The organism is Butyrivibrio sp. AE2032 (assembly GCF_000702965.1).
This window is the reverse complement of the sequence record NZ_JNLF01000004.1, coordinates 680,556-705,246: the sequence shown is the minus strand read 5'-3', so window position 1 is coordinate 705,246 and position 24,691 is coordinate 680,556. Positions and strand designations below refer to the sequence as shown.

At 45.0% G+C, this 24,691-nt stretch carries 25 protein-coding genes and 1 tRNA gene; 20 read left to right on the top strand and 6 right to left on the bottom strand.

Annotated elements, in window-relative coordinates:
* Positions 1-183 precede the first annotated feature (183 nt).
* Positions 184-1,467 (top strand): group II intron reverse transcriptase/maturase, encoded by a 1,284-nt coding sequence (ltrA, locus tag BO18_RS17195; protein WP_034448248.1) that lies wholly within the window; start codon positions 184-186, stop codon positions 1,465-1,467.
* Positions 1,468-1,574: 107 nt separating this feature from the next.
* Here ltrA and BO18_RS17190 read toward each other — a convergent pair whose 3' ends face one another.
* The 4 genes from BO18_RS17190 to BO18_RS17175 are packed head-to-tail and all read right to left on the bottom strand — an operon-like array spanning position 1,575 to position 4,575.
* The gene (locus tag BO18_RS17190) at positions 1,575-2,021 is read right to left on the bottom strand and encodes a hypothetical protein (protein WP_034448296.1); all 447 of its coding nucleotides are present in this window, start codon (positions 2,019-2,021) and stop codon (positions 1,575-1,577) included.
* A complete protein-coding gene (locus BO18_RS17185) occupies positions 1,999-2,754 on the bottom strand; it encodes a DUF6062 family protein (RefSeq protein ID WP_034448294.1) in 756 nt (251 codons plus the stop codon). Before BO18_RS17185 ends, BO18_RS17190 begins: the two co-directional genes overlap by 23 nt.
* On the bottom strand, positions 2,754-3,827 hold the full coding sequence (locus BO18_RS17180) for a hypothetical protein (RefSeq protein ID WP_051688880.1): 1,074 nt from the start codon (positions 3,825-3,827) through the stop codon (positions 2,754-2,756). Before BO18_RS17180 ends, BO18_RS17185 begins: the two co-directional genes overlap by 1 nt.
* Before the next feature lie 22 nt (positions 3,828-3,849).
* On the bottom strand, positions 3,850-4,575 hold the full coding sequence (locus BO18_RS17175; protein WP_034448291.1) for a YebC/PmpR family DNA-binding transcriptional regulator: 726 nt from the start codon (positions 4,573-4,575) through the stop codon (positions 3,850-3,852).
* Positions 4,576-4,844: 269 nt separating this feature from the next.
* Between BO18_RS17175 and BO18_RS17170 the strand changes: the two genes are divergently transcribed.
* The 18 genes from BO18_RS17170 to BO18_RS17085 all read left to right on the top strand — a co-directional run bounded on the left by BO18_RS17170 (position 4,845) and on the right by BO18_RS17085 (position 23,123).
* Entirely contained in the window at positions 4,845-6,509 is a 1,665-nt protein-coding gene (locus BO18_RS17170) for a GspE/PulE family protein (RefSeq protein WP_034448288.1), read from the top strand.
* A 17-nt stretch (positions 6,510-6,526) separates the two neighbouring features.
* On the top strand, positions 6,527-7,639 hold the full coding sequence (locus tag BO18_RS17165) for a type IV pilus twitching motility protein PilT (RefSeq protein ID WP_255350963.1): 1,113 nt from the start codon (positions 6,527-6,529) through the stop codon (positions 7,637-7,639).
* A gap of 45 nt (positions 7,640-7,684) precedes the next feature.
* Positions 7,685-8,893, top strand: coding sequence for a type II secretion system F family protein (locus BO18_RS17160; protein ID WP_051688879.1), 1,209 nt, complete (start codon positions 7,685-7,687; stop codon positions 8,891-8,893).
* Between the two features lie 29 nt (positions 8,894-8,922).
* Positions 8,923-10,035, top strand: coding sequence for a pilus assembly protein PilM (gene pilM / locus BO18_RS17155; protein WP_034448286.1), 1,113 nt, complete (start codon positions 8,923-8,925; stop codon positions 10,033-10,035).
* A gap of 15 nt (positions 10,036-10,050) precedes the next feature.
* The gene (locus BO18_RS17150; RefSeq protein WP_034448285.1) at positions 10,051-10,992 is read left to right on the top strand and encodes a PilN domain-containing protein; all 942 of its coding nucleotides are present in this window, start codon (positions 10,051-10,053) and stop codon (positions 10,990-10,992) included.
* A 17-nt stretch (positions 10,993-11,009) separates the two neighbouring features.
* Positions 11,010-12,008: an FtsB family cell division protein gene (locus tag BO18_RS17145; protein ID WP_034448282.1), complete on the top strand. Its 999-nt coding sequence runs from the start codon at positions 11,010-11,012 to the stop codon at positions 12,006-12,008.
* A 110-nt stretch (positions 12,009-12,118) separates the two neighbouring features.
* Positions 12,119-12,331: a type II secretion system protein gene (locus BO18_RS17140; RefSeq protein WP_034448280.1), complete on the top strand. Its 213-nt coding sequence runs from the start codon at positions 12,119-12,121 to the stop codon at positions 12,329-12,331.
* Positions 12,332-12,514: 183 nt separating this feature from the next.
* Entirely contained in the window at positions 12,515-12,736 is a 222-nt protein-coding gene (locus BO18_RS17135) for a prepilin-type N-terminal cleavage/methylation domain-containing protein (RefSeq protein WP_034448278.1), read from the top strand.
* An 11-nt stretch (positions 12,737-12,747) separates the two neighbouring features.
* The gene (locus tag BO18_RS17130) at positions 12,748-13,350 is read left to right on the top strand and encodes a type IV pilus modification PilV family protein (protein ID WP_034448276.1); all 603 of its coding nucleotides are present in this window, start codon (positions 12,748-12,750) and stop codon (positions 13,348-13,350) included.
* Positions 13,351-13,376: 26 nt separating this feature from the next.
* Positions 13,377-14,048: a type II secretion system protein gene (locus BO18_RS17125; protein ID WP_034448274.1), complete on the top strand. Its 672-nt coding sequence runs from the start codon at positions 13,377-13,379 to the stop codon at positions 14,046-14,048.
* 115 nt (positions 14,049-14,163) lie between these two features.
* Positions 14,164-14,991 (top strand): type II pantothenate kinase, encoded by an 828-nt coding sequence (gene coaW / locus BO18_RS17120; RefSeq protein ID WP_034448271.1) that lies wholly within the window; start codon positions 14,164-14,166, stop codon positions 14,989-14,991.
* Positions 14,988-15,773 carry a heparan-alpha-glucosaminide N-acetyltransferase gene (locus tag BO18_RS17115; protein ID WP_034448269.1) on the top strand — a complete coding sequence of 262 codons (786 nt, stop codon included), beginning with the start codon at positions 14,988-14,990 and terminating at the stop codon, positions 15,771-15,773. The genes coaW and BO18_RS17115 overlap by 4 nt, the downstream gene beginning before the upstream one ends.
* Positions 15,770-16,957 carry a DUF3810 family protein gene (locus BO18_RS17110; protein ID WP_034448267.1) on the top strand — a complete coding sequence of 396 codons (1,188 nt, stop codon included), beginning with the start codon at positions 15,770-15,772 and terminating at the stop codon, positions 16,955-16,957. The genes BO18_RS17115 and BO18_RS17110 overlap by 4 nt, the downstream gene beginning before the upstream one ends.
* Positions 16,950-18,368 (top strand): coproporphyrinogen dehydrogenase HemZ, encoded by a 1,419-nt coding sequence (gene hemZ / locus BO18_RS17105; protein WP_051688878.1) that lies wholly within the window; start codon positions 16,950-16,952, stop codon positions 18,366-18,368. The genes BO18_RS17110 and hemZ overlap by 8 nt, the downstream gene beginning before the upstream one ends.
* Positions 18,369-18,374: 6 nt before the next feature.
* The gene (locus BO18_RS17100) at positions 18,375-19,238 is read left to right on the top strand and encodes a lysophospholipid acyltransferase family protein (RefSeq protein ID WP_051688877.1); all 864 of its coding nucleotides are present in this window, start codon (positions 18,375-18,377) and stop codon (positions 19,236-19,238) included.
* A gap of 129 nt (positions 19,239-19,367) precedes the next feature.
* Positions 19,368-20,279, top strand: coding sequence for a Crp/Fnr family transcriptional regulator (locus tag BO18_RS17095; RefSeq protein ID WP_034448265.1), 912 nt, complete (start codon positions 19,368-19,370; stop codon positions 20,277-20,279).
* A gap of 36 nt (positions 20,280-20,315) precedes the next feature.
* Complete coding sequence (locus tag BO18_RS17090) at positions 20,316-21,422, top strand: acyltransferase (RefSeq protein ID WP_034448263.1); 1,107 nt, start codon at positions 20,316-20,318, stop codon at positions 21,420-21,422.
* A gap of 156 nt (positions 21,423-21,578) precedes the next feature.
* Positions 21,579-23,123: an IS1182 family transposase gene (locus BO18_RS17085; RefSeq protein WP_034448571.1), complete on the top strand. Its 1,545-nt coding sequence runs from the start codon at positions 21,579-21,581 to the stop codon at positions 23,121-23,123.
* A gap of 194 nt (positions 23,124-23,317) precedes the next feature.
* Here BO18_RS17085 and BO18_RS17080 read toward each other — a convergent pair.
* Both BO18_RS17080 and BO18_RS17075 read right to left on the bottom strand, forming a co-directional pair.
* A tRNA-Pro gene (locus BO18_RS17080) sits at positions 23,318-23,393 on the bottom strand.
* 117 nt (positions 23,394-23,510) lie between these two features.
* Positions 23,511-23,879 carry a DUF4870 domain-containing protein gene (locus BO18_RS17075; RefSeq protein WP_034448261.1) on the bottom strand — a complete coding sequence of 123 codons (369 nt, stop codon included), beginning with the start codon at positions 23,877-23,879 and terminating at the stop codon, positions 23,511-23,513.
* Between the two features lie 70 nt (positions 23,880-23,949).
* Here BO18_RS17075 and BO18_RS17070 point away from each other — a divergent pair, with 70 nt between their 5' ends.
* Positions 23,950-24,669 carry a TrmH family RNA methyltransferase gene (locus BO18_RS17070; protein ID WP_051688876.1) on the top strand — a complete coding sequence of 240 codons (720 nt, stop codon included), beginning with the start codon at positions 23,950-23,952 and terminating at the stop codon, positions 24,667-24,669.
* The last annotated feature ends 22 nt before the right edge of the window (positions 24,670-24,691 follow it).

Below are 24,691 nucleotides of genomic sequence, written 5' to 3'. Positions count from 1 at the left end.
GTGAGAAGTCAGCAGAAGCCATAGTACCGAGTAATCGGGAAGGGTGGAACAATTTAACCGTGCGACGCAAATGTATGTCCTGAGGATATGCCCGACAGTGGTAGGATGAAACGTATATGAAATCTGAACACACAACATAAGGCTGAGTCTGAGGGAGCGGAAAGGAGAAGAGCACACAAGGCAATGTCGGAGCTGCTCGATAAAATCTTACACAAGGACAATATGAACGAAGCCTACAAAAGGGTCTGTGCCAATAAGGGTGCAGGCGGAGTTGACGGTGTCAGTACAGAGGAACTTGGTGAGTATATCAAGGCAAATTGGCCTACGATAAAAGAGCAGATACTACGAAGGGAATACAAGCCTCAACCCGTCAGACGAGTAGAAATACCCAAACCTAATGGCGGAAAGAGAAAACTTGGAATCCCTACAGCAATGGACAGAGTAATCCAGCAGGCAATAGTACAAGTGATAGGACCGATATGCGACCCGCATTTCTCGGAGTTCAGTTATGGCTTTCGTCCGAACAGAAGCTGTGAGATGGCAATAAGAAAAGTCCTTGAATACTTAAATGAGGACTACACGTGGATTGTGGATATAGACTTGGAGAAATTCTTCGACAACGTACCACAAGACAGACTAATGAGCTACGTTCACATACTGATTAACGATGGAGACACGGAATCTCTGATACGCAAATATCTCAAGGCAGGTGTAATGACCCCGGAAGGATACGAGCAAACAGAAATGGGAACACCGCAGGGCGGCAACCTCTCACCATTACTTAGCAACATAATGCTGAACGAACTGGACAAAGAACTTGAAAACAGAGGACTGCACTTCGCAAGATATGCTGACGACTGCATAATTGCAGTAAAGAGCGAAGCAAGTGCAAAGCGTGTGATGTACTCCATCACGTCTTGGATAGAAAGGAAACTCGGTCTCAAGGTTAATGCGGAGAAGACTAAGATAGTCAGACCGACAAAAGTAAAATACCTTGGATTTGGATTCTACAAAGACCCCAAAACACTTGAATGGAAGTGCAAACCGCATCAGGACTCGGTTGCTAAGTTCAAACGCAGACTCAAAGCCTTGACGCAAAGAAAGAACTCAATGAGATTGGGAATTAGGATTAAAAAGATTAACCAAGTAACAAGAGGCTGGATAAATTACTTTGCGTTAGGAAACATGAAGATGGCAATATCTGACATTGACGCACATTTAAGGACAAGGCTTAGAACCATTATCTGGAAACAATGGAAGGTGCCGAGCAAGAGACAATGGGGACTCCAAAAACTCGGAGTATCCAAAGACTTAGCAAGACTGACATCGTATTGTGGAGACAGATACCAATGGGTCGTGACCAAGACTTGTGTAACACGGGCAATCTCAAAAGAGGTGCTTGGCAGGGCAGGTCTTATCAGTTGCCTTGATTATTACAATGAGCGTCACGCTTTGAAGTTAAGTTGAACCGCCGTATGCCGAACGGCACGTGCGGTGGTGTGAGAGGGGGATTAAATTCCCCCTACTCGATTATATTAATTATATGTGTCCCCAAAACTGATATAAGGTGAGGATCATTCAAGGATTAAAAGATTGGGAATATAGATCAGGTCCTCTGCGATGGATCTTGAAGACTGGGTATCGACCTTAACATCTCTGCTGAGGATAATTCCGTAGTGATCAAGGCTTTCTTTGGAAGCAATCACCATATCTGTTTTTCCGGCCAAACGCAAAAATGTATCATAAAGAGGATTTGAATCGTCAAGCAAAAGAGTTCCGGAGTCGATAAGGTAAACAATGATCGAAGTGTAGGATGAACTGCAAAGCGCGGAGAGAAATCCGGAAAGAAGATCTCTGCCGTGGCCGGAATCAGACGAATAGTAATCATGCTTTATGAGAACATACTTTGAGCCTGTTCCTTCGTCTGTTTTCTCGTGCATGACCTCAAGGATAGTATTATCGGAATACTGTTCGAGTTCGGCCCCGGAAAAATCAATATTACTTTTTGGATTGCTGTTCATCAAAATCCCTCCCGTCTGAAGATAAGAAACGCATAGAGCGCTGGATCGAGTTCTTGCTCGTTCCCCAGGGCTTGTCTGTATTTCTGTAATCAAACTTAAGAGTAAAATATTCGACGTCGGCTATAAGCGAATCGAATGTCCGTGAATTATTGTTATAGAGAGCTTCTACAAAATCAGCCGCATCATTCTGGGACAGTTTTGCGGCCTGTCTGAGCAGAAGTGCCGTGTGAGGCATGCAATGGAATTCAGATTCAATGAACTTCTCTTTAAATTCACTGTCATGAGAGAACATCCAACAGATTACCTCGACATAATGTCCCATCGCGTCATTGAGGTTATCGCAGATAGGGCAGGAGCTGACTCTTCTTTCAATCAGATCAGCCATATTATTGAGCTTCTGTTTATAATCGGGATTTCTTCCCTTTAAGATCCCGGCTTTTGCGGGTATTGAGGCTTTAAGCTTGGGTGTGTAATCGTCATTGAAGTCCTTAAGATGAGTATGCATGACGAGTCCCAGTCCGAGCCTGTTTGTCACGGCCTTATTGAGTTTTCCCATGTGAACAGGGCAAAAGCCGGTTTTATTGGTGATCTTGCGGGTATCGGGTTCCATCAGTGAAGGTCCGAGATAGTACTCAAGATAATTATTCTCGGCCTTTTCGTGAAGGCGGCAGATGGGACAGCCGCAGGATTCAGCGTAAGCATCGTTTACGGGGATCATGTATATTTTTTCCATCAGTTATTCTCCTTTGTTGGCTTTGGCAAGTGAATAAGCCGGTTAGCCCTGACATTAACGCCGTTCATGGTGATAGATGTGAATTCTTCGACGGCGCTGCCGACTTTTTGTTGAGCCGTTTCCAGGACCTTTTGGGCATCGTAGCCATAATAGAGAGCAAGATCGAGGCTGATCATTACTCCGAAAGTCTGCTTCTCTGTCTTAAATGATGTGACTTCGGCGAAACCCGGCACATCCTTCAGGACTATCTTTATCAGGTCAAGTATTGCTTCGTCCGAAATGGAATATGATCCCAGGGAAGAGAAGGTGGGACGGACAACTGTTCTCTCTGAATCGGGTGCCATGGGAGCGACACCGCGTTCACGGTCGAATCTCTGCCTGAGTTTGCTGAACGGATCCGAAAAGTATCCGGAAAACTCATGCTTTATCTCCATGCTGGGAACAGGTATGGTGTGCATACCTTCCGTAAGTCTGGTGTTCCGAGCGAGCCGGCGTTCCTCTTCGGTTGAGACGTCCTCAATTCTGATGAGCATCGAAGGCCGGTTGAGCCAGAGATTGTCGCAGATCTTATTCAGCATCGAATCAGATGTTCCCAATACCATGAGTGCACGGGGCATCGATTCGATAAGGGCTCTTCTCATCACTGCGGATCTGGTCGGATCGACAAATATCGCCTGTCGTACCGATTCCATCTTAGTTGGTGCTTTTTTTGCGGAAGTGCCGGCTACGATACGGCTTCCGTTTATAAGGAGACCGTCATCGATTATGTAATAAATATTATTTTCGCGTGCAACCTTTATCGCGCGCGTACTTTTGCCCGTGCCGGAAGGACCGACAAAGGCAATGACGGCAATATTGGACAGGACCTCACGCGTTAACTGCTCATTAGAAAGGATCAGTTCGGCATTGTGCTCAAATCCCTGACCCGAGTCAAAACTGAGATTCGGATTTACGGGCTGGGATCTGTCGAGTCTCTTAAGAGTCCCACGAAATTCAGACAATAAAGTTTTGCGCGCTACCGGAGCGTTCGCAGTCGTATTCTGTTCTTGCCTAGATTCATCAGGGTAGTCCAAATCTTCAGCCCCTTAGTTCCTTTTAGCCGTTCCAGTTATGGAAGACTTCCTGGATATCCTCGTTCTCATCCATCATGTCGAGCATCTTCTCAAGTTGTGCTATTGCGTCCGGATCAGTGACTTCGGCTGTTGTGGTGGCAACGGGACCGAGAGTCGAATCTGCGATAACGTAGTTCTTTGCCTCGAGAGCATCTCTGACATCGTAGTAATCCGTGGTCGTCGTCGAGATGATGTAAAATTCGTCATCACTCTCAAAATCCGAAGCGCCGCAGTCAAGAGCATCGCCCATGACCTGGTCTTCATCCTCGTAATCCTCCTTGGAGATGAGGATCGTTCCCTTCTCGTTGAAGAGGAAGGAAACGGAACCGTCTACTCCAAGATTGCCGCCGTTCTTATCAAAGATATGCCTGACATCAGCAGCGGTACGGTTGCGGTTGTTGGTAAGAGCCTTGACCATGATGGCGACTCCGGCCGGGCCGTAACCCTCATATGTGATCTCTTCGTAATCGTCGCCCTCGCCGGCTTCTGCAGCCTTTTTGATGGCACGGTTGATATTATCGTTAGGCATGTTGGCAGCTTTTGCCTTGGCAACGACTACCTTGAGCCTTGAATTACTGTTGGGATCGGGACCGCCGGCCTTAACTGCAACTGCGATCTCCTTTGCAAATTTTGTAAAAACGGCACCCTTTGCCGCATCGGAAGCCTCTTTTTTCCTTCTGATATTGCTCCACTTTGAATGACCTGACATTATATTTCCTCCAAAATCTTGTGACATAAAATACGGATAATATTATAATACAAACCGGCAGCATTTTTTAGGGCTTAAATGCGTGCCTTTTTGTGTAATATTGCAGACACATGATTGTCAAATATATTTTTTGTGCATATTGTCTTTTAAACTTGTTTTTTGTTCCTGGCTGTTGTATAGTTCTAACATCTATGCTTGGGCGAAGTGCGCCTGTTTGTTTTGTGTGCTTTTCTGAGCGTATATTTTGTTAAAGAAATCGGGAGGGTTCGATGAAGAGATTAGGTGATATTCTGGTCGAAAGCGGCTTCCTAAATGCTACCGAACTTGCAGAAGTCCTCAGCGTTCAAAAGGAATCCGGAAAACGCTTGGGAGAGGTTATCGTTGAGAGTGGCTTGATGTCGGAGTTCGACATTTTGAGAGCGGTTTCAAGCCAGTACAATTATCCGATTATCGATCTGTCAGGTATCGATGTTGACCCTAAAGCCACAGCGTTGCTTACACAGAAGTTTTGCGAAGAGAATATTGTTTTCCCGATAGGATTTGATAATGACAATCTGGTCGTCGCCATCGATGACCCGATGAACATCACGATAGAAGATGAGCTTCAGTTCCAGACCGGTTATCAGATCTCACTGATGCTTGCAACACATTCTTCCATTGTTGAGGCTATTAAAGTTAATTATGGTAGAGAGAGTGCTGCCAAAGCTGCCGAGGAGCTCGGTACGAGCATGGAAAGCGACAGCCTTGATAACGACAACGAACTTTCGGAAGCCGTTAACAGTGCGCCGGTAGTTAAGCTCGTTAACTCGATGATCGACTACGCGATCCGTTCAGGTTCATCCGATATCCATATCGAGCCTTTGGAAGACCGTGTAAGAGTCCGTATCCGTATCGACGGTGTCATGCAGGAGGTAATGAGCAACCCTATCTCCGCAAAGGATGCCATCACAACAAGAATAAAGATCTTAGGCGGTATGAACATCGCCGAGAAGCGTATCCCTCAGGACGGACGTATCACCACGATGATCAACGGTGAGAACGTGGACATGCGTGTATCCGTACTCCCGTGCGTTACCGGTGAAAAGACCGTTATCCGTATCCTTGCGAAGAATGACGCAAACCTTAACAGATCTTATCTCGGTATCAGTGACAGAAATAACGAGATGATCGACAGAATGATCAAAATACCTCAGGGAATCGTTCTTATCTCAGGCCCTACGGGTTCAGGTAAGACGACCACACTTTATACACTCCTTTCAGAAAAAAATACCGATGAAGTTAATATCATCACAGTTGAGGACCCTGTAGAAATCAGGATCCCCGGATTGAATCAGGTTCAGGTTAACGCTAAGGCGGGAATGACTTTCGCAAGCGGCTTGAGATCTATCTTGCGTCAGGACCCTGATATCGTCCTCGTCGGTGAGATCCGTGACGGTGAGACTGCGGAAATCGCAATGAGAGCTGCAATCACCGGACACCTTGTTTTCAGTACAATCCACACCAACGATGCTGTTTCATCGATCAACCGTCTTATCGATATGGGCCTTGAGCCTTACATGGTTTCCTCGGCTCTTGTCGGCGTTGTATCCCAGCGTCTTGTTCGTCGTATCTGCACCAATTGCAGAGAGGCCTATGAGCCTGATGAATCTGACAGTGAATATCTCAGACTCGATCCGGGTCAGAAGCTCTACCATGGTAAGGGCTGCACGGATTGCAATGAGAAGGGATACAAGGGACGTATTGCGATTCATGAGATCGTTATCATTACGAGAAAGATGAAGGCGTTGCTCGAGAAGAGAGCAAGTGAAGATGAGATGCGTCAGCTCGCGATCTCTGAAGGCACTCAGATGCTTCAGGATTCCGCAAGAGACCTCGTACTTGAAGGTATTACGACGGTCAGCGAGCTTAACAGAGTTGCTTACACGATTGACTGATAAGGAGGTTTTTTAACGTGGAAGGATTTAGTTTATCAATCGAGTCGATTTTGGCGGAATCGGTAAAGATGGGTGCATCCGATACCCATATTACTGTAGGTTTGCCGCCGATGATTCGTGTCGACGGCATGTTGATGCCGTTGGGCAATCAGCCGCTTACAGCTGCAGATACCGAGTATCTTTGTAAGTCGATGATCGACAAGTCAAGACAGCAGTATCTGAACGAGAGGGGCGAGATCGACTTCTCTTACATTGTTGAGAACTACAGCCGTTTCAGATGCAATGTGTTCAAGCAGCGTGGTACGTATGCTCTCGCAGCAAGAACGATTACCAATGAGATCCCTACATGCGAGCAGCTCGGTCTGCCTAACGTGTTTAAGGATCTTGTTATGAAACCCCGTGGACTTATTCTTGTTACGGGACCTACGGGTTCAGGTAAGTCTACGACGCTGGCTGCAATGATCGGTCACGTAAACATGAGTAAGAAGTGCCACATCCTTACTCTTGAGGAACCTATCGAGTATCTCCATATGCACGGAGAGGCAATGATCAACCAGAGAGAGATCCACGAAGATACGCTTTCATTTGCTAATGCTCTGAGAGCTGCGCTCCGTGAAGACCCGGATATCATCCTCGTCGGAGAAATGCGTGACCTCGATACTATCAGTACGGCTATTACGGCAGCCGAGACGGGACACCTTGTTCTTTCAACACTCCACACCTCGTCTGCTGCAGATACAGTCAACCGTATCATCGACGTTTATCCCCCGCATCAGCAGGATCAGATCAGAGTACAGCTTGCCTCTACTCTTGTTGCAGTTATCTGCCAGACGCTCGTTCAGAGAGTCGGTGGCGGCAGATGCGCAGCATTCGAGATCATGATCTCCAATGATGCTATTAAGAACAATATCCGTGAAGGTAAGACGTATCAGATAGACAGTACTATCGCAACAAGCCTTCAGTCCGGAATGTGCCCTCTTGATTTCTATCTTGCAGAGCTCGTTAAGCGCAACATGATCACAAGAGATACTGCATTGCAGAGATGCAGAATTCCTGATGATCTCAAGCGTTTCATTAATAATGCAGGTCAAACGAACAGTCCGTTGTTCGGTGATTTGGAGTTTGCCTGATAATCGGGCGCTTTATAGTAATCTGAATAAGGAGGGAAACATTAGATGGCTAATTTCAGATATCAGGTTATCGATTCAAACGGTAAAATGTCTGAAGGCATCATCGAAGCAGCTTCTATCGGAGAAGCGTCCAGAAAGCTTAAGTCTGACGGCAAGTATATTGCTTCATTGTCGTTGGATAGAGGTAAGGGTATTGCCAACATGGAAATCGGCAGCCCCAAGCTCAAGACCCAGGACCTCGTTCTTATCTCGAGACAGCTTGCTTCACTTTTGTCGGCAGGTATCACCGTAGTAAGATCGCTCGATATGCTTTATCAGCAACTTGAATCGAAAAAGGCAAAGAAATGTATCGGTGAGATTTACGAATCAGTACAGAGTGGTCGTTCTCTTTCCGAAGCATTTAAAGAACAGAGGGGTGTCATTCCTAACATCATGATCAGTATGATCGCTGCCGGTGAGGAATCCGGCCGACTCGATGAGGTTATGGAAAGACTTGCCGAGCACTTTGCAAAGGATGCAAAAGTCAAGAACAAGATCTCCTCTGCCATGGTTTATCCTAAGATCCTTGCAGCTCTTACGGCTGCAGTCAGTATCGGTCTCTTGACATTCCTTGTCCCTAAGATCGGTGTTACGATCAAGGACCTGGGCGGTGAATTGCCGAAATTGACACAGTTCCTGCTTGACTTCTCCGACTCTATCGTACACTTCTGGTATATCTATATAGCAGTTATCGGTTTTGTAGTATACGGATTTAAGCTTTGGAAGAGTTCCGAGAAGGGTGCTGAGACATGGTCAAGCATCATGCTTAAGATGCCGGTTGTCGGACGCGCTACAAAGATGAACGCTTCAGCCAGATTTACAAGAACGGTATCAACACTTCTCAAGTCAGGTATTTCCGTACTTCAGGCTGTTGAGATCACTGAGAAATCGTTGGACAACGTTATCCTGCAGAAGAAACTTTCGCAGGCTCGTATCGAGATCAGAAAAGGTACTTCTCTTTCGAGATCAATCAGGGATATCACGGAATTCCCACCTATGATCTACGCAATGGTTTCGATCGGTGAGGAATCCGGTACTTTGGATACGATCCTTCAGAAGGCTGCTGACTATTTCGAAGATGAAGCAGACGCAGCAACAGCAAAGATGGTATCCGCTTTGGAGCCTGTCATGATCATCATCATGGCTATCATCGTAGGTACGGTCGTAGGCGGTATCGCAATGCCTATCTTCACAATGGCTCAGTGGATCATGTAATCCCCGTAAAGATTGAAAGGAGAAAATAAATGGATTTTTCATTAGGTAGAGGATCAAACGAACTGGTTATCGATTGCTCCAGTTCAGACCTTAAGATTGCTGTCGGGAATTACAATTCCAAGACAGGAATAATCAATATTGAGAAGATGGGTATCGTACCTCTCGAGGGTGATGCCATCAATGACGGCGCAGTTGCAGATTCTTTCGGAATCGTAATGGCACTCAAGCACGCTATCGCAAGACTCGACATCAGAATGAAGAGCTGCATCATCACAACTGAAGGCGCTTTCGTTCACAGCAGAGACCTTGAACTTCCTGTAGTTAAGGAAGATCAGCTTAAGGATATGGTTAAGTATGAGATCCTTGGTCAGGGTTCCAACAGAGACATGTCTATCGACTATCTTGTATACGGAACAACTAAGGATGCTGAGACAAATGCAGATAAGATCCAGGTAAGAGCTACGGCTATTCCTACAGACGTTATCAAGGATTACCGTGAGTTCCTCAAGAACATGGATCTTAACCCGATTGCTCTCGATGTTAACCCCAATGCGGTAAGAAAGCTCTTCGAGAACGGAATCATCAACGGTAACGTAAACATCAAGCAGTCCACGATCCTTCTGATCGAGCTCTCCAGCAAGACAACGACAGTAACCGTTCTTGATAAGGGATTCCCGGTTCTTTCAAGAAGACTCCAGTTCGGTCACAGCAACATCAGACAGGTTGCTGATTCCGTCAAGAAGCTCCAGAGCGGCAATCAGCAGTCTTCACTTGCAAGAAGACTTAATATCACCACTTCAGAAGCTGAGGCAAGTGTACCGATCGAGGATATCGATGTATGGAATGAGACAGTTGCAGAGACTCCTGCTCTTCAGAGTGCTGTTAACGCATACTTCAAGAGCCTTGTTGATGCTGTATCCCGTACAGCTCAGTTCTCTATTGCAAAGTATCATATCGATGCCATCAGCACATGCTTCCTTTACGGTTCAGGTGCAAGCTATAAGAAGATTGACAAAGAACTTGCGCGTCAGCTTGGAACTCAGGTCGAGATCCTTAAGGCACTCAGCACCGTTAACGGTCCTAAGGGTTTTGAGATCGGTCAGTTCATCAATTGTTGTGGCGCTTTGATTCGTCACGATTAAGGAGGGGTACATTTTATGGCTAAGGTTAACGGAGTTAGCAAAAAATTATTAGCAAAGAAGGATATGAACTTCTTTGCCGAGTTTACAGCCAACGCTGCAAAGCAAGCAAGAATGTTAGGCTATGGTGTTGCTATCGGTGTCTTGGTAGTATTTGTAGTCCTTGCATTTATCGTTGCTTTCTTTATCAGAAACCAGCTCATCAAGAATCAGATCAAGGCTTTGAGAGATCTCCTCGCAAGCCCCGATTATGCTACTCTTGAGCAGGAATACGCTATGCTTACAGAGAAACTCAACGAAATGACAAATTACTATTTCGCGCTCTCTCAGATGCGTAGAGATGTCGATGAGATCGATCCCGCACCTACAGAGCTTCCTGATGTAATTGCAAAGTGCATTCCGAGCGACTCATTTGTTTCATCATATACGATCACAAGCGACCAGCTTACAATGACCGGTTATGCGTTCACTTATTACAGTGCAGTAGATATGGTTAATATGTTGAATGAAAAGGATGTCTTCACGGCAAGACCTGTAATCCAGGCTTCACGTGTTGAGCCTTCAACAGATTCCACATTTGATGACATGGTAAGCGGTGAAGCTATTGATGCAACCAACAACTATTACGCTTACACGATCTCCGGAACACTTGTAAGCAATGTTCATATTTCGATCTCCCGTTATGTGGACGGTGCTGAGACAGCTACATCACTTGGCGGTATCGAGACAAAGTCCGTCAGAGCCGGTGATTCTTACAGCATCAATAATGTTAATACATACACATATGGTGGTGTCACATACTATCTCACAAGAATCTATGTTGACGGAATCCAGGTTGAGGATGCAAGTTTCGCACTTATCAAAGAAGCTAATCAGTATGTTGATGTCGGTCGCGGTAATATCGATATTAAACTCTATTACTCGACATCGGTCGCTGAACAGGCACCTGCTGAAGGCTGATTAGGGAGGGAATAATAATGAATAATCTTACAGCAAGAGAAAAAGGCTTTATGTATGTAATCACACTGTTGATTATCGTTGTTCTCGGTTATTTCTTCGGAATCAGAACACTTAATAACAAGTATGATGAGTACAAGCAGGAGTTACAGACTCTCCAGGAAAGAAAAGATTACCTCGATGAATTGAGAGAGAACAATGCGAGCATGGCTACTGAGATAGAATTGCTCAAGGGTTCATGCGCTGATCTCGAGTTATCTTTCATCGACAAGCTTGAGACAGAATGTCTCGAACAGTATGTACTTAAGACATTTGAAACTGAAGGATGCCCTTTCCTTGTCAGTGTCGGTTCTTCCGATGTAGGTATGACTTCAGTTTCATATCCTGACGGTACGACCTCACCTGACGGTCTGGTCTGCACACAGATCTCGGTAACATATTCGACAACAGACGGATATACAGTTACCCAGTACAACCGCACGCCTGACTTTACTGCAGCAGTTTCTGACGAAGAGCTCAAAGCTACAATCCAGGATCTCAGCGGAAAGATGGGTCAGGAACCCTATGATCAGAGAAAGGGTTACGATGAGTTCATCTCTGCTCTTAAGAAGATAAATGCTGAGAATCCTAACTGCATTAAAGTTGACAGCATTTCTGCAACAGATACAAACGGTTTCATGACTCTCAATGCAACGATCAACTTCTACGGCACAAGCCTCAGGAACAGATTGAGTGTTGATGACAGCAAGGCAGCTTACACATACTGGTGTGGTGACACTAATGTTGATACAAAGGGCGGCTTCATCGGATTCCCTTATATCTGCGATAACGAAGACAGCCTTTGGTATGGTGTTGTTAACATGAACCTCGATGAGATGTCCAGCAAACCGTTCGCAGCTTATTGGGCTGACACTCTCTTTAATGAGCAGCTTGAAGGCGAATCCGGCGATATCAGATTGCTTCTTAATGCTGAGAAGACTACTGAAGAGAACGGTGAACAGACCACTCAGGCAGAGTAAAAAACAAAATGTGGCAAAAATTTGAAAAAATTTGAAAAAAGTGTTGCATTTCTTCAAATTAGTCTGTATAATCAGGCTACAAACTCAAAAACTTATAGGAGGAATCTAAAATGAAGAAGATTCAGAAGTCAAAGAAGGGTTTCACACTCGTAGAAATGGTACTCGTAATTGCTATCATCGTTATCCTTGCAGCAGTTCTCGTTCTCGGTATCGGTACATACCTCAACAAGGCTAAGGCAGCTGCTAGCTCCGTTGGTAAGCACAACAGTGACGTTTCTTCTGTTAACAGCGAAGTTAACGCATTCATGGGTTGGTCATCCTGATAATTTAGCTTTAAAAGTTAAGACTTAAAAAGGGTAGCGGAGGATTTGATCCTCCGCTACTCATTTGTTAACAAATTATTTCAAATTTTAACAAATTATGAATTTTAGGATTGAAATTTGCGTAGAAGTCAGTATAATAACCATATAGAAGAATAAGATTTATTAGGAGTACTGGAGGGCAATATGCAAAGAATATCAAAGAAGTTCTCAAAGCGTGGTTTTACGCTGACTGAGATGATAATTGTCATAGGAATAGTTGTCATAATTGCCAGTGTTGTCGGATTCGGTATAGCTGACATGATCAGAACAGCTAAGAAATCCGGTGAAGCAGTTGCTGATTCCTCCACATCACTCAAGCAGCATATTAACGATAGTGAAGCTATACTTGCAAATTACAATTTCTGAGGTGAGTTCATATGAAGAGACTTATTAAACAATATAACCGCAAAGGTTTTACCCTCGTTGAAACTCTTTTAGCTGCATTTATACTTGTCGTTGTTTCTACAATGCTCATCAACGGATTTGTAGCCACAATGGGTTATTCATATCAGACATCCGTATACAGTAAATCCGGTGCCAATAACTACGCTGCATGTATGCAGGAAGTAGCTGAGTGGAACCATACAGAAAATAAAGGTGCAGCCGGAAGAGAGGCACAGGGTAAGGGATATTATGCAGGCGGTGCAGGCAAAGTAGAACTTACTTTTGATACAGGTATGTGGCCTGCCACATTAGAGCCGGTATATGTTCACATTGTGAAATATGATGATCTCGGACTTACAGTTCCTAACGGCGTAAAGGGTTACGAATTCGCACCCAAGGATGATCAGCTTGCAGATAATAGAACAGCTTTTGTTTATTATCCTGAATATTGGGAAGATACTGACGGTTCACATTTGGGTGAGATCATCGTTATGTATGTAGAATCAGAGAATAAGTATTATTGGGTAGTAGATAACGGTGCCTCAAATCTTGCAGGTGCAAAGAAAGTATCCAATACAGCGATACATTCTACCTGATGAAATAGGACTGTGGAGGACTTTTTATGAAGAAGCGAATTAAGAGCAGAAAAGGTTTTACCTTAGTCGAAATGATCCTGGCTATTGCCATAATCTGCCTTTTGGGTACGGTAATCGCCGGTGTCTGCGCACAGATCTCCAGTTCATTCGGTACAACCTACAATATCGATGACTCAGCAGATTATGCTATGTTATATGCAAGAGGTTTTGAGAATTCATTCCTGGCCAATACTCAGGGAAGCGGTTCTACCGGCAAAAAATGGATGTGGTATGTTAATGATCCCCATGACGGTAAGTCTTCAGTTCCTACACTTCGTGTAGTTACACCTGATGGCGTTGACTCCGCTGTTTTCCAGCCTAAGTTCATCGGAAATTCTACCACATCTTATAAGTGGTCTGTCCGTATGTTCTACTACTTTGATGAGGCCAATAAGGTAGTTTACTATCGTATCTTCCTTAAGGATAATTACAGCAAGACAAATTATATCTATATGTATGACGGTAAGTTCTGGGTTCCCCGTTTTGAAGAGCGTGCTGAATATGCAGGTGCTGACAGCCGTTCGATCAAGGTTTCCGGCGATCCGATGGTAGAGAATACTTTCAAGAACATCTACGGATATACTGACGAACAGTACCAGATCATAAAGAAATACATGAATAAGAATTATAAGAGTGTAATCGAATATACCTGGGGTTGATCTTTAATCAATATATCTTCAAGGCTCTGCAGAACTCCTGCAGAGCCTTTTTGTTGGATAACTGTCAGTATATTTGATAGAATTACCTAATTAAAAGAAAGGGATGAGCTGCATTATGAGATTAAAAGTCGGGTTGGATATCGGCGGAAGTACGACTAAGATCGTCGGAATGAATGACGGCAGGATAATAGCCAGAGATATAGTAAAGGCGGCAGATCCGGTAACATCGGCATTCGGAGCGGTAGGCAAGCTCATAAATGACCATTCACTCTCAGTAAATGATATCGAGCAGATAAATATTACGGGAGTCGGATCCGGATTTACGCAGTCGCCGATCTTCGGAATAAAGACCATATATGTTGAAGAATTCAAGGCAACCGGATTAGGCGGATTATATCTTTCGGGACTTGAACACGCAATAGTCGTCAGTATGGGAACCGGTACGGCATACCTTGAAGCGAATAAGGGTATTGTAAAGCACATAATCGGTTCTGGTGTAGGCGGAGGCACATTGGTCGGTCTCGGATTAGCTCTGACCGGAACATCTGATGCAGTTAAGCTTTCTGATATGGCAACTGAAGGCGATATCCTGAAATGTGATCTCACTATCGGTGATATCACCAAGAATGCTATCACGGGACTTCCTATGAATGTCACGGCATCCAATTTTGGAAAAGCGGCAGATGACTTATCCAGGGAGGATAAGATGGCCGGCGTGTTCAATATGGTATATCAGGCCATTGGAACTGTAGCTGTCATGGCATCCAGACAATACAACATTAAAGACATTGTATTTACGGGACAACTGACCGGACTTAAGGAGTGCCAGGAATATCTGATCCCGTTTGAAGATCTTTACGGTGTCAACATGATTGTTCCGGAAGATGCGGTGTTTGCAACAGCTCTCGGAAGCTGTCTGGCAGAAGGGCAGGAAGATAAGTGAGTAAGAAAAGGCTGGCTTCCGACCGCGCGTGGGAACTGGATCTCCTGAGAGGTATCGCTCTCCTGATGATGCTCTTCATGCATATGTCATGGGACGTACGATATGAATTCAGGGCGGATGTTTTTTCTTATCTTGAAAAGGGCTGGTTCTGGTCTTTTGTCCATCCGGTCATAGTCGTACTGTTTGTAAGCGTGTCAGGCATCTGCTGCACATTCTCCCGCAACAACGTAAAAAGAGGCTTAAAACTCCTTGGCGCAACGGTTCTTCTTACCGTTGTCACATATATCGTGACAAACTATGCCGGACTGAACTGTCTGATCCTGTTTAACGTGCTCGCGGTCCTCACATGCGGTATCTTTCTCTACGCCCTGATATCATTCATCGAGAAGAAGACTAAAGCAAAGCCTGCTGTCGTAAACGTGATCATGGGGATTGTTGGTCTTTACATAGTCATCTGCGGATGCGACATCCACTATATGGATTATTCGACTGAGTCGCTGGCGTTTCTGCCGGTCGGATTTGAGATCGCGGGGTCACCCTGGCAGGCTGATTATATGCCGCTGTTCCCGTGGCTCGGTGTCTTTCTCATTGGATGTGTTATCGGCAGAGTATGCTACAAAGATAAAAAGACATTGTTCGCCGGACGCGGGAAAGTAGTGAAGGCGGTATCAAGACCGATCGAATTCATCGGAAGACATTCGCTGATCATTTATCTTGCCCATCAGCCTGTTGTATACGGTATCCTTTATCTGATCTTTCTGGCTATAAGAGCGTTTAGATGAAGTTAACGAGGAAGGGAAGGAAGAGAACAGTCCTGCACGTCGTGGCAGTGATCGCACTTACCGTACTGTTTTTGGCTGCGGCCGTATGCAATGCGTTTATTCCCGAAGGTTTTGCCGACTGGTACGGTGCGGTTATATTTCCGAACGTCTCCATCATTTTTCAGACCTTCAACATGTTCTTCCACTATTCATTGACGGAGAATCTGATAATCTGTCTGGTGCCGGCGCTCGCTATTGGTCTTGTCGCCTGGCTTGTGATACTGGTAAAAAAACTGCTTACTTCGGGTGCTGCACTTTACATCTACAAGTCCTACAGGAATCTCATGATAATCGCGTTGCTCGGTGCGTTGATCTTTCAGTCGATGCACGGGTTCAATTACAGACGTACCGATGTGACGGATGAATTGGAATTTATCGAAAAGGAACTGACATTTGAAGATTACTGCGAAGCTCTCAGATGGGCATATCTCGGAATGATAGAGGCCAGGAGCAAACTCGGCGAGGATTATAACGGTGTCGCACACATGAATGAGAGCTTTGAGAATTCAGCTTCATTTGCAAATTCGCTCGTGGATTCTTTCGCGGAAAAATACGACATACCGCTTAGCGGTAATTATGTCCGTGCAAAGCCCATATCAATGAGCCACTACTGGAGCTATACCTATATAGTCGGAGCTTATGATATGTTTCTTGGAGAAGTAAATCTCAATACTGACTATATGGGGATTACCGAATACCCGATCACGTTATGCCATGAACTTTGCCACGCAAAAGGTTATGCGAGTGAGACCGACTGCAATACTATCGCGGTATTGGCATGCTGCTCGTCTTCAAGACCTGACTTCAGATATGCCGGATACTATGAGATCTTTTGGAACCTGTATGCCATGGCAGAGGATATTGCGGACAAAACGGGTGAGGTGGTTCCGCAGTATGCGTCAACATCCGAGATGAATCCGGTATACAGGGATATGAGTGCGGATATTATCTACTGGAAAAAGATAGACAATGAGGTGGATGCTATCAAAGAGAAGTTCGGAATTGATATCACCGAGACAAGCGACAAGGTAAATGATACTTTCTTAAGGAGCAACGGTGAAAAGGGACTTGAATCCTATCATGTTCCGGACAGTGTATATGTCAGATTCTATCTGACACATGTGGCAGAGGTGGAAGATGCTTGAAGTGATCCTTAAAGGTCATGATAAATATTACGGGGTATCAGATGTCGTCAGGATGTTCGCGGGAGTGCCCGAAGAACTGAAGGATGAGGGAAAGGTCGTTGCTCCGGACGGTCCGGACATCACGCTCGTGAATGAGCTTCTGGATGACGGAAGATCCGTTACGTATTCAAAAGAGAAATCTTACAGGTGTGACGGTGAGGTACTGGAACCCGGGCGTGAGATAAAAAGATCTCTGTATGTCGCTCTGGCAGACATCACCTCGATGAACATGCCCTGGGGGTGTCTGACCGGAATCAGGCCGACGCTTGTCGCCTGTGAAGAGGACAGTCCGGAAGCACTTGAGAAGAAGTATTTTGTAAGGAGCGACAAGGCGCGTCTTGCTTTCGAGACATCACGCGAGGAACAGAGGCTCCTTTCGATGGTTCCTGAGGACAGTCTCTGTGTCTACATAGGCATTCCTTTCTGTCCTTCAAGATGTGAATACTGTTCATTTGTATCGTCAGACATCTCATGCCATATGGACAGACTCAGGAGTTATGAAAAGGCTCTCGAGCGCGAGATAAGCATAGTGGCTCCCTCTGTGAAAAGGCCTCTGTCCGCGATCTATGTCGGAGGCGGTACTCCGACCGTTCTTGAGGAAAAGGAGTTTGCCTCGCTTCTTGACTGCATGTACTCTGAATTTGATATTACTTCAGGATGTGAAGTTACCGTTGAAGCGGGAAGACCCGACACCATAACGGAAGGAAAGCTCATCTCGATGAGAGAACACGGGATTACCAGGATATGCATCAATCCGCAGACGATGAGATCCGACACTCTCTTAAAGCTTGGCAGAAAACATACTGCCGAAGATACGGTCAGAGTTTACAGAAAGGCATGTGATATGGGTTTTGACCTGATAAACATGGATCTTATCGCGGGTCTTCCTTATGAAAATGCCGACGACCACATAGAATCCGCAAAAAGAGTAATTGAACTTGCTCCAGCCAACATTACAGTCCACACACTGTATAAAAAGAGACGCGCGAGGATCTCAAGAGAACAGGTCATGGATGTTGACATGACCAGAGGCTCTCTTGATGAGAGCGTTGCGGAGAGCTACAGGCTGCTTTATGAAGCCGGATATCATCCGTATTATATGTACCGTCAAAAAGATACGGGACACGGTCTCGAGAACACGGGTTTTGCAAAGGGTGAAACAGGAAATCTCTATAATGTTGCGATGATGAGCGATGCCAGGGATGTGCTGTCATTCGGCGCAGGCGGCATGAGCAAGCGTTGTTTTGCCCAGGAAGGCGAGCAGCACAAACACAGGGTCGAGAGGTGTCCGACAATAAAAGATGCGCTGACCTACATGGAAAGAGTCGAAGAAATGGCGGAAAAGAAAGCTGCATTCTTCGGCCTTAAGTGATTTGCAATGTTCGATCCGAAGACAAACAGATTCCCGTATCCGGAAGAAACAGACAGGCATTATCTTGAGATCCGGAAGGACCGCGGATATGTATTTGATGCATCTTATCCTTATATCGACAAATCAGGATGGTTCCGTTTTAAACAGACAATGGTGCGCATCCTTCTGAAACTGGTCGTTTTCCCTCTGGCTGCGATACGGCTCGGACTCAGGATCGAGGGGCGGGATAATCTGAAGAAGCACAGGGATATCCTTGATAACGGAGTGATATCCGTGTGTAATCATGTCCATATGTGGGACTACATCGCGATAATGAAAGCCATAAGCCCGCACAGACCATATCTGCTGGCTTGGGACAAGAACATAAACGGAGAGAACGGAACGCTGATCCGTCTGGTAGGAGGCATACCGATTCCTGAGGATAACATAGCAGGACAAAAGGCACACCTTAAGGCTCTCAGCGGACTTCTCAATGAACACGGCTGGCTTCACATTTATGCAGAGGGAAGCATGTGGGAATACTATGCTCCTATCAGGCCTTTCAAACGGGGTGCGGCTTTTATAGCCGTAAGCAATGACAAACCGGTGATCCCGCTCGGATTCTCATACCGTGAGCCCGGAAGGATAAGGAAAAACATCTTTCACCAGACTGCGCTTTTTACACTGCACATCGGAGAACCTTTATTTCCGGATAAGGATCTGAAGCCGAAAGAGCGCGAAAAAGATCTTACCGTAAGGGCACACAGAGCCGTTTGTTCACTGGTCGGGATATCTCCGGAGGATAACATATACGGCCCCGTTTTCGATGACTCGAAGAGGATAGATTATTACACCGATAAATATGGTATCGGATACCGCGGTTCGAGGTAAACCGGACCTTTCTCCTACTATGAAGAAGCCCTGTTTTTCTGATACAATAAAGTATCAGAGATGTTGATATTCCTTCCGAAAATACAATTTGATTAAACATAAAGACTATACAGAAAGGAAGTTCGCAATATGGGTTTAGTTGAGAAGACTTTCAGAAATGGTGAAGTGATAATCAAAGAGGGTGACTCGGGCAAGAGTTTTTTCCTTATCGAAGAAGGAAGTGCTTTTGTTTACGCGGGTTCGGGAAAGGAAGATCAGGTAAAGCTTGCCGTACTTGAGGCAGGCGAATTCTTCGGGGAGATGTCGATCCTTGAAGCGTATCCCAGAAGCGCAACGATCGTTGCCAAAGGCAATGTTACCGCGGTAGAGATCCCGGGTGATGAGATGAATGCTTTTTTCGAGGAACATCCGGAGATGATAATAGAGCTCATCAGGCACCTCGTTAACAGGGTTCAGGCGATGGAAACTGACTATAATGAATCAAAGGTGCTGCTGGAGCAGCTGCGTGCTTCCGATTCCGCAAAGAAGAACCAGTCATTATTTTCCAAGATAAAGAAACATATCGACATGTATCAGTCGAACAAGAATAAGATGAACGAGCCGAGCGAGGAATCGCGCCGCAAGGCATTCGAAGGTTTTAAGGATGACGGTACCGGAAAGCTTAAGGAATACAGAAAGGGAATGATCGTTCATAAAGAAGGTGCGGTCGACAACTGCATGTATATACTCCATTCCGGCCGCATATGTTTTTATACCGGTTACCGTACAAGAGATGAAAATAAGACAGGCGAGATAGAAGCGGTTACTTTCTTCGGCGAGATGGGAATGCTCGCGGAGGAACCGAGAAGCGCTACTGCTGTTGCTGAAGCGGATAAGACGGTCGTTGAATTTATCTGTCCCGAAGATCTCGAGACTGTATTCCGTTCCTGTCCTGCCAAGATAGAGATGATCCTCAGACAGCTGTCTTACCGCTTAAGACGCCTTAACATCGATTTCCTCAGCACATGTAAGGAGATCACCGAGATCTACAACAGAAAATGATCTCCAAATGATCAGCGGGAAGGATCGATGTAAGCATTGGAACAGATACAGCCGTCAATAACAGATAAACGCAATTACGGATTAGATGCTCTGAAGATCCTTTCCATGATCTATGTTGTCATACTGCACGCTCTCGGAATGGGAGGTGTTGTTTTTGCGAGCAAAGGCGGAAACCATCTGCTTATCATGATCCTCTTCTTCTGGTGTTCATGCGCGGTAAATATCTTCGCGCTTACCACCGGGTATGTCTCATATACCGACCGGCCCAAAAAGCTTAACCGCGAGAGGATCTTCAGTCTGTGGTTTCAGGTAGTTTTCTACGGCCTGATCATCGTTTCAGTTTTCTTTTGTGTGCTTCCCGACAGAGTCACTGTAAATGATCTTTACAGTGCGGTATTGCCGCTCTTCAGTTTTGAGTATTGGTATTACTCGGCGTATTTCGTGGTATACCTGCTGTCGCCGTTCATTAATATGGCGGTCAGGTCGCTTCCTGAGATAACGCTCCGGAAAACGGTTGTCGTTGTTGTTCTGGTATTCTCGTTTTTCTCGCTTTTCGCGAACAACCTGGGAATAGTTCAGCCGTTTTCCTTTACATGGGTGTTCGTGCTGTATTTCCTCGGTGCATCCATCAAAAAATGCGGATTATTCGAAAAACTCTCGAACATAAAACTGATATGCGGCATTGTCATCTGTACGCTTATAAGTTTTGGCTGGTATATCTGGGTGAAGGAGATCAGTTTTGTTAATTCGAACTGGGATAACTATCTCCTCAGTAAATACATCTCGCCGACCATGCTCACGATGGCAGTCTGCTATCTGATCTTATTCAAGAGGATAAAGTTCGGGGAAGGGTTCAAGAAGATCCTCAGATTCCTTTCGCCGTGTGTGTTTGCTTCATATCTCATAAACACGCACCCGGTCGTCTATTTATTCATGTATGATCTCTTTGTTCCTTTTACAAAACTTAATATCCTGCTGACCATTCTCTGCATTGTTGTTTACGCGGTTTTGTTTGTTATCTGTGCCTGCCTTATCGACAAGGTAAGGATGCTCTTATTCAAACTGGTCAGACTGGATAAGCTTGCGGGACTGCTTGGGGTTCTTTCGGGAAAGATAGTGGAAGCGATCGGAAAAAGGCTCTGATCCGATAAACAAAAAAGGGGCTGTCTCAAAACAAAACGAGATAGCCCCTAACTATTTCAAAAGAAAACGGGTCCCGAAGGGCCCGTTTATTGTTAGAATTGAATTGTGAAAAAAACTCTAACATTACAGTCTGACTATAGCAAAAACGGGAGCTATATTCAACTGTCACTTCCAATTCAAACCGAATGTTTAATTCCCGTAGACGATTCAGTGCGACTCATAGATCAGGTTTTAGAGGAGATAGATTACAAAGAATTGTACCTGACCTACTCGTCCGAAGGACGAAATCCTGCAGTCGAACCGAAGACTCTGTTCAAGATAATGGTATATGCATATTCGCAGCATATCTATTCTTCGCGAGAGATAGAAAAGGCCTGTAAGTTAAATCTGGCGTTTATGTATCTGCTCAGAGGAGAAAATGTTCCTGACCACAATACCATAGCAAGATTCCGCCAAAAGCATCTAACGCATTGTGTAGAAGGCCTGCTTACTCAGCTGGTTAATCTGTTGGCTGAAGCTGACGAGATACAATTTGAGAACCTGTTTATAGACGGAACAAAGATAGAAGCCAATGCCAACAAGTATTCCTTTGTATGGCGTGGTTTTATTGAAAAGAGCGAAGCAAAGCTCCAGATAAAGGCAACCAAATATCTCAAAGAAGAATTGGGCATCACTGTTGTTCCCGAATACATCACGGCTCAGTATCTTCAGAAAGTGCTGAGTGATCTTGTGCTGATAGCAGACTGCCAGGGAACTGAATTTGTTTATGGCTCAGGCAAGAGAAAGACAGAATTACAAAAACAGATAGAAACAATAGAAGACTTTAAGACCAGACAACAAAAGTACGAGACTGCCCGGGCCACCTTTAAAGGCAGAAACAGTTATTCCAAGACAGATAAAGATGCAACCTTTATGCACATGAAAGAAGACTATATGCGTAACGGTCAGTTAAAGCCGGGATATAATATCCAGGCAGCCGTTGAGAGCGAATACATAGTTGGAATAGATGTATCAGCTGAACGAGCAGATATGCGTACTCTTATTCCTTTTCTGGACAAGCTTAACAGAAACTACGGCAGGAACTTCGGCAATCTGATTGCCGATGCAGGCTACGAGAGCGAAGAGAATTACGACTATCTCAAGCGCAATGGAATCACGCCGTATATAAAACCATCCAACTACGAGTATTCCAAAACAAAGAAATTCCAGAAGGATATGGAATTCAGGCTTGCAATGGATTACGACAAGGAAAAGGATGTATACACCTGTAAAGGCGGACGGAACCTCAAGTTATCCGGAAACAAACACAAGAAAGGTTTCATGGGTTATGAGAGCACTATTAAGATCTATAAATGCGAATCCTGTGAAGACTGCCCATACTACGGCAAGTGTTACAAAGGACAATACACAAAGAGCATTCAGGTAAGTGAGGTCTTCGATGCATTCAGGCAGGAAAGCCGGAACAATATCACTTCGGAAAAAGGAATCCAACTGAGAGTCAACAGATCCATACAAGCCGAAGGTGTCTTTGGAATAACCAAACAGGATTACGGATTCAAGAGGTTTCTTACGCGGGGCAAAGAAAATGTTGCAACTGAATACACATTGTTAGCAATAGCATTTGACCTCAACAAACTCCACAACCGAATACAAAGCGGGCGGATCGGACAAGCGCTGTTTCCTCTTTCCGAATCAGCTTAGAAAAACATAAAAACAGTTCGGAAACCATCCTGAACCGGCGTTAGCATGCTCAAAAAACAAGTTATCTACAAAAACTGCCATTGAGACTCGATTTTTAACGATTCTAGAGGTGTTTTGCGTTCGGTTTTGAACAATTTAAAAGGAGTTGCCTCTCTGTGAACTAGTCACTTTTGAGACAACTCCTTTTTATCCTGTGGTCGAGGTGACAAGACTCGAACTTGCGACCCCATGCTCCCAAAGCACGTACGCTACCAACTGCGCTACACCTCGAAGTTCACGGCGATAATTATATATGTTTTGCAGTTTGTCTGCAAATAAAAGGAGTTGCCTCGCTGTGAACTAGTCACTTTTGAGACAACTCCCTTTGAAGTCATGTTGTCTGAAAGATCACTTAACGATCTTGATCTTGTCGCCGATGACCGGAATGGAGAAGTACTTTGTCTTTGCAGCTGCTACGATACCCATGACCATAACTGCTACACAGCATCCCCAGAGTGCGAGCTCGAAGAGCCATCCTACATAAGGGATTAATCCCATAAGTGTTCCTACTACACCTGCGATACCTTCCATGATGAGAAGAAGTATGCCGTTGTTAACGTGATTTCTTACGAATGGGGAAGTCTTCTCAGGTGAGATCAAAAGACCCAAGAGCCAAAGAAGTCCGATGTAAGCAAGGATCGAAAACAACTTGGCATTTGAGGGAAGCTGTTCTGTGTAAGGGCCACCCTGAGCCTGTGCGTTTTGATTTTCTGCCATAGTAATTGCTCCTTTACTTTTAATATACGTGTATATTAGCATATAAGATATCAGACAGGGAGAATGCATTTTGATTAAAGTTTCAAGCTACAAAAGCAACAATATATACACATACGGGCTCGGTGCCACAGTGGCGATGGAGTACCTTCTCAAGAAGAGGGAAGACGTCAGGGCAGTGATACTTCATCCTTCTTTCCGGTCGGAGGAAACGATAGAAAAGATCGGGGATATCTGCGGGAAGGATATTCCCGTGTCGACGGAAGAAAAACCGTTCAACATACTGTCAAAGAAGGACAACTGCTTCGTTATCTGCGTGATAGAGAAAAAGACCACTCCGCTCAGGGCTGGTGATCACATGGTGCTCGTGAATCCTTCGAACTGCGGAAACCTCGGAACGATCACAAGGAGCTGCCTCGGCTTTGGCGTGCGTGACATTGCGATAGTCGGGAAGACGTCCGCCGATCCTTTTGATCCGAAGACCATAAGAGCTTCCATGGGCGCTTGCGCGAGCGTAAGGATAGAAGTATTTGAGCGATTCGGGGATTATGCGTCGAGATTCCCTGCAAACAATCTGTATCCGTTCATGCTGGACGGAAGCACAAAACTGCAGGAAACAACGATAAAAAGACCCTTTTCGCTCATAATGGGAAATGAGGCCACGGGACTGGATCCGGCTTTTAAAGACATAGGTAAGCCGATAAGAATAGAGCATTCCGGTGATATTGACAGCCTGAATATTACAATTGCCGCAAGTATCGGGCTTTATGAAGCAACAAAGTCTTGCGAATAAAAAACAATCGTGATACAATTCT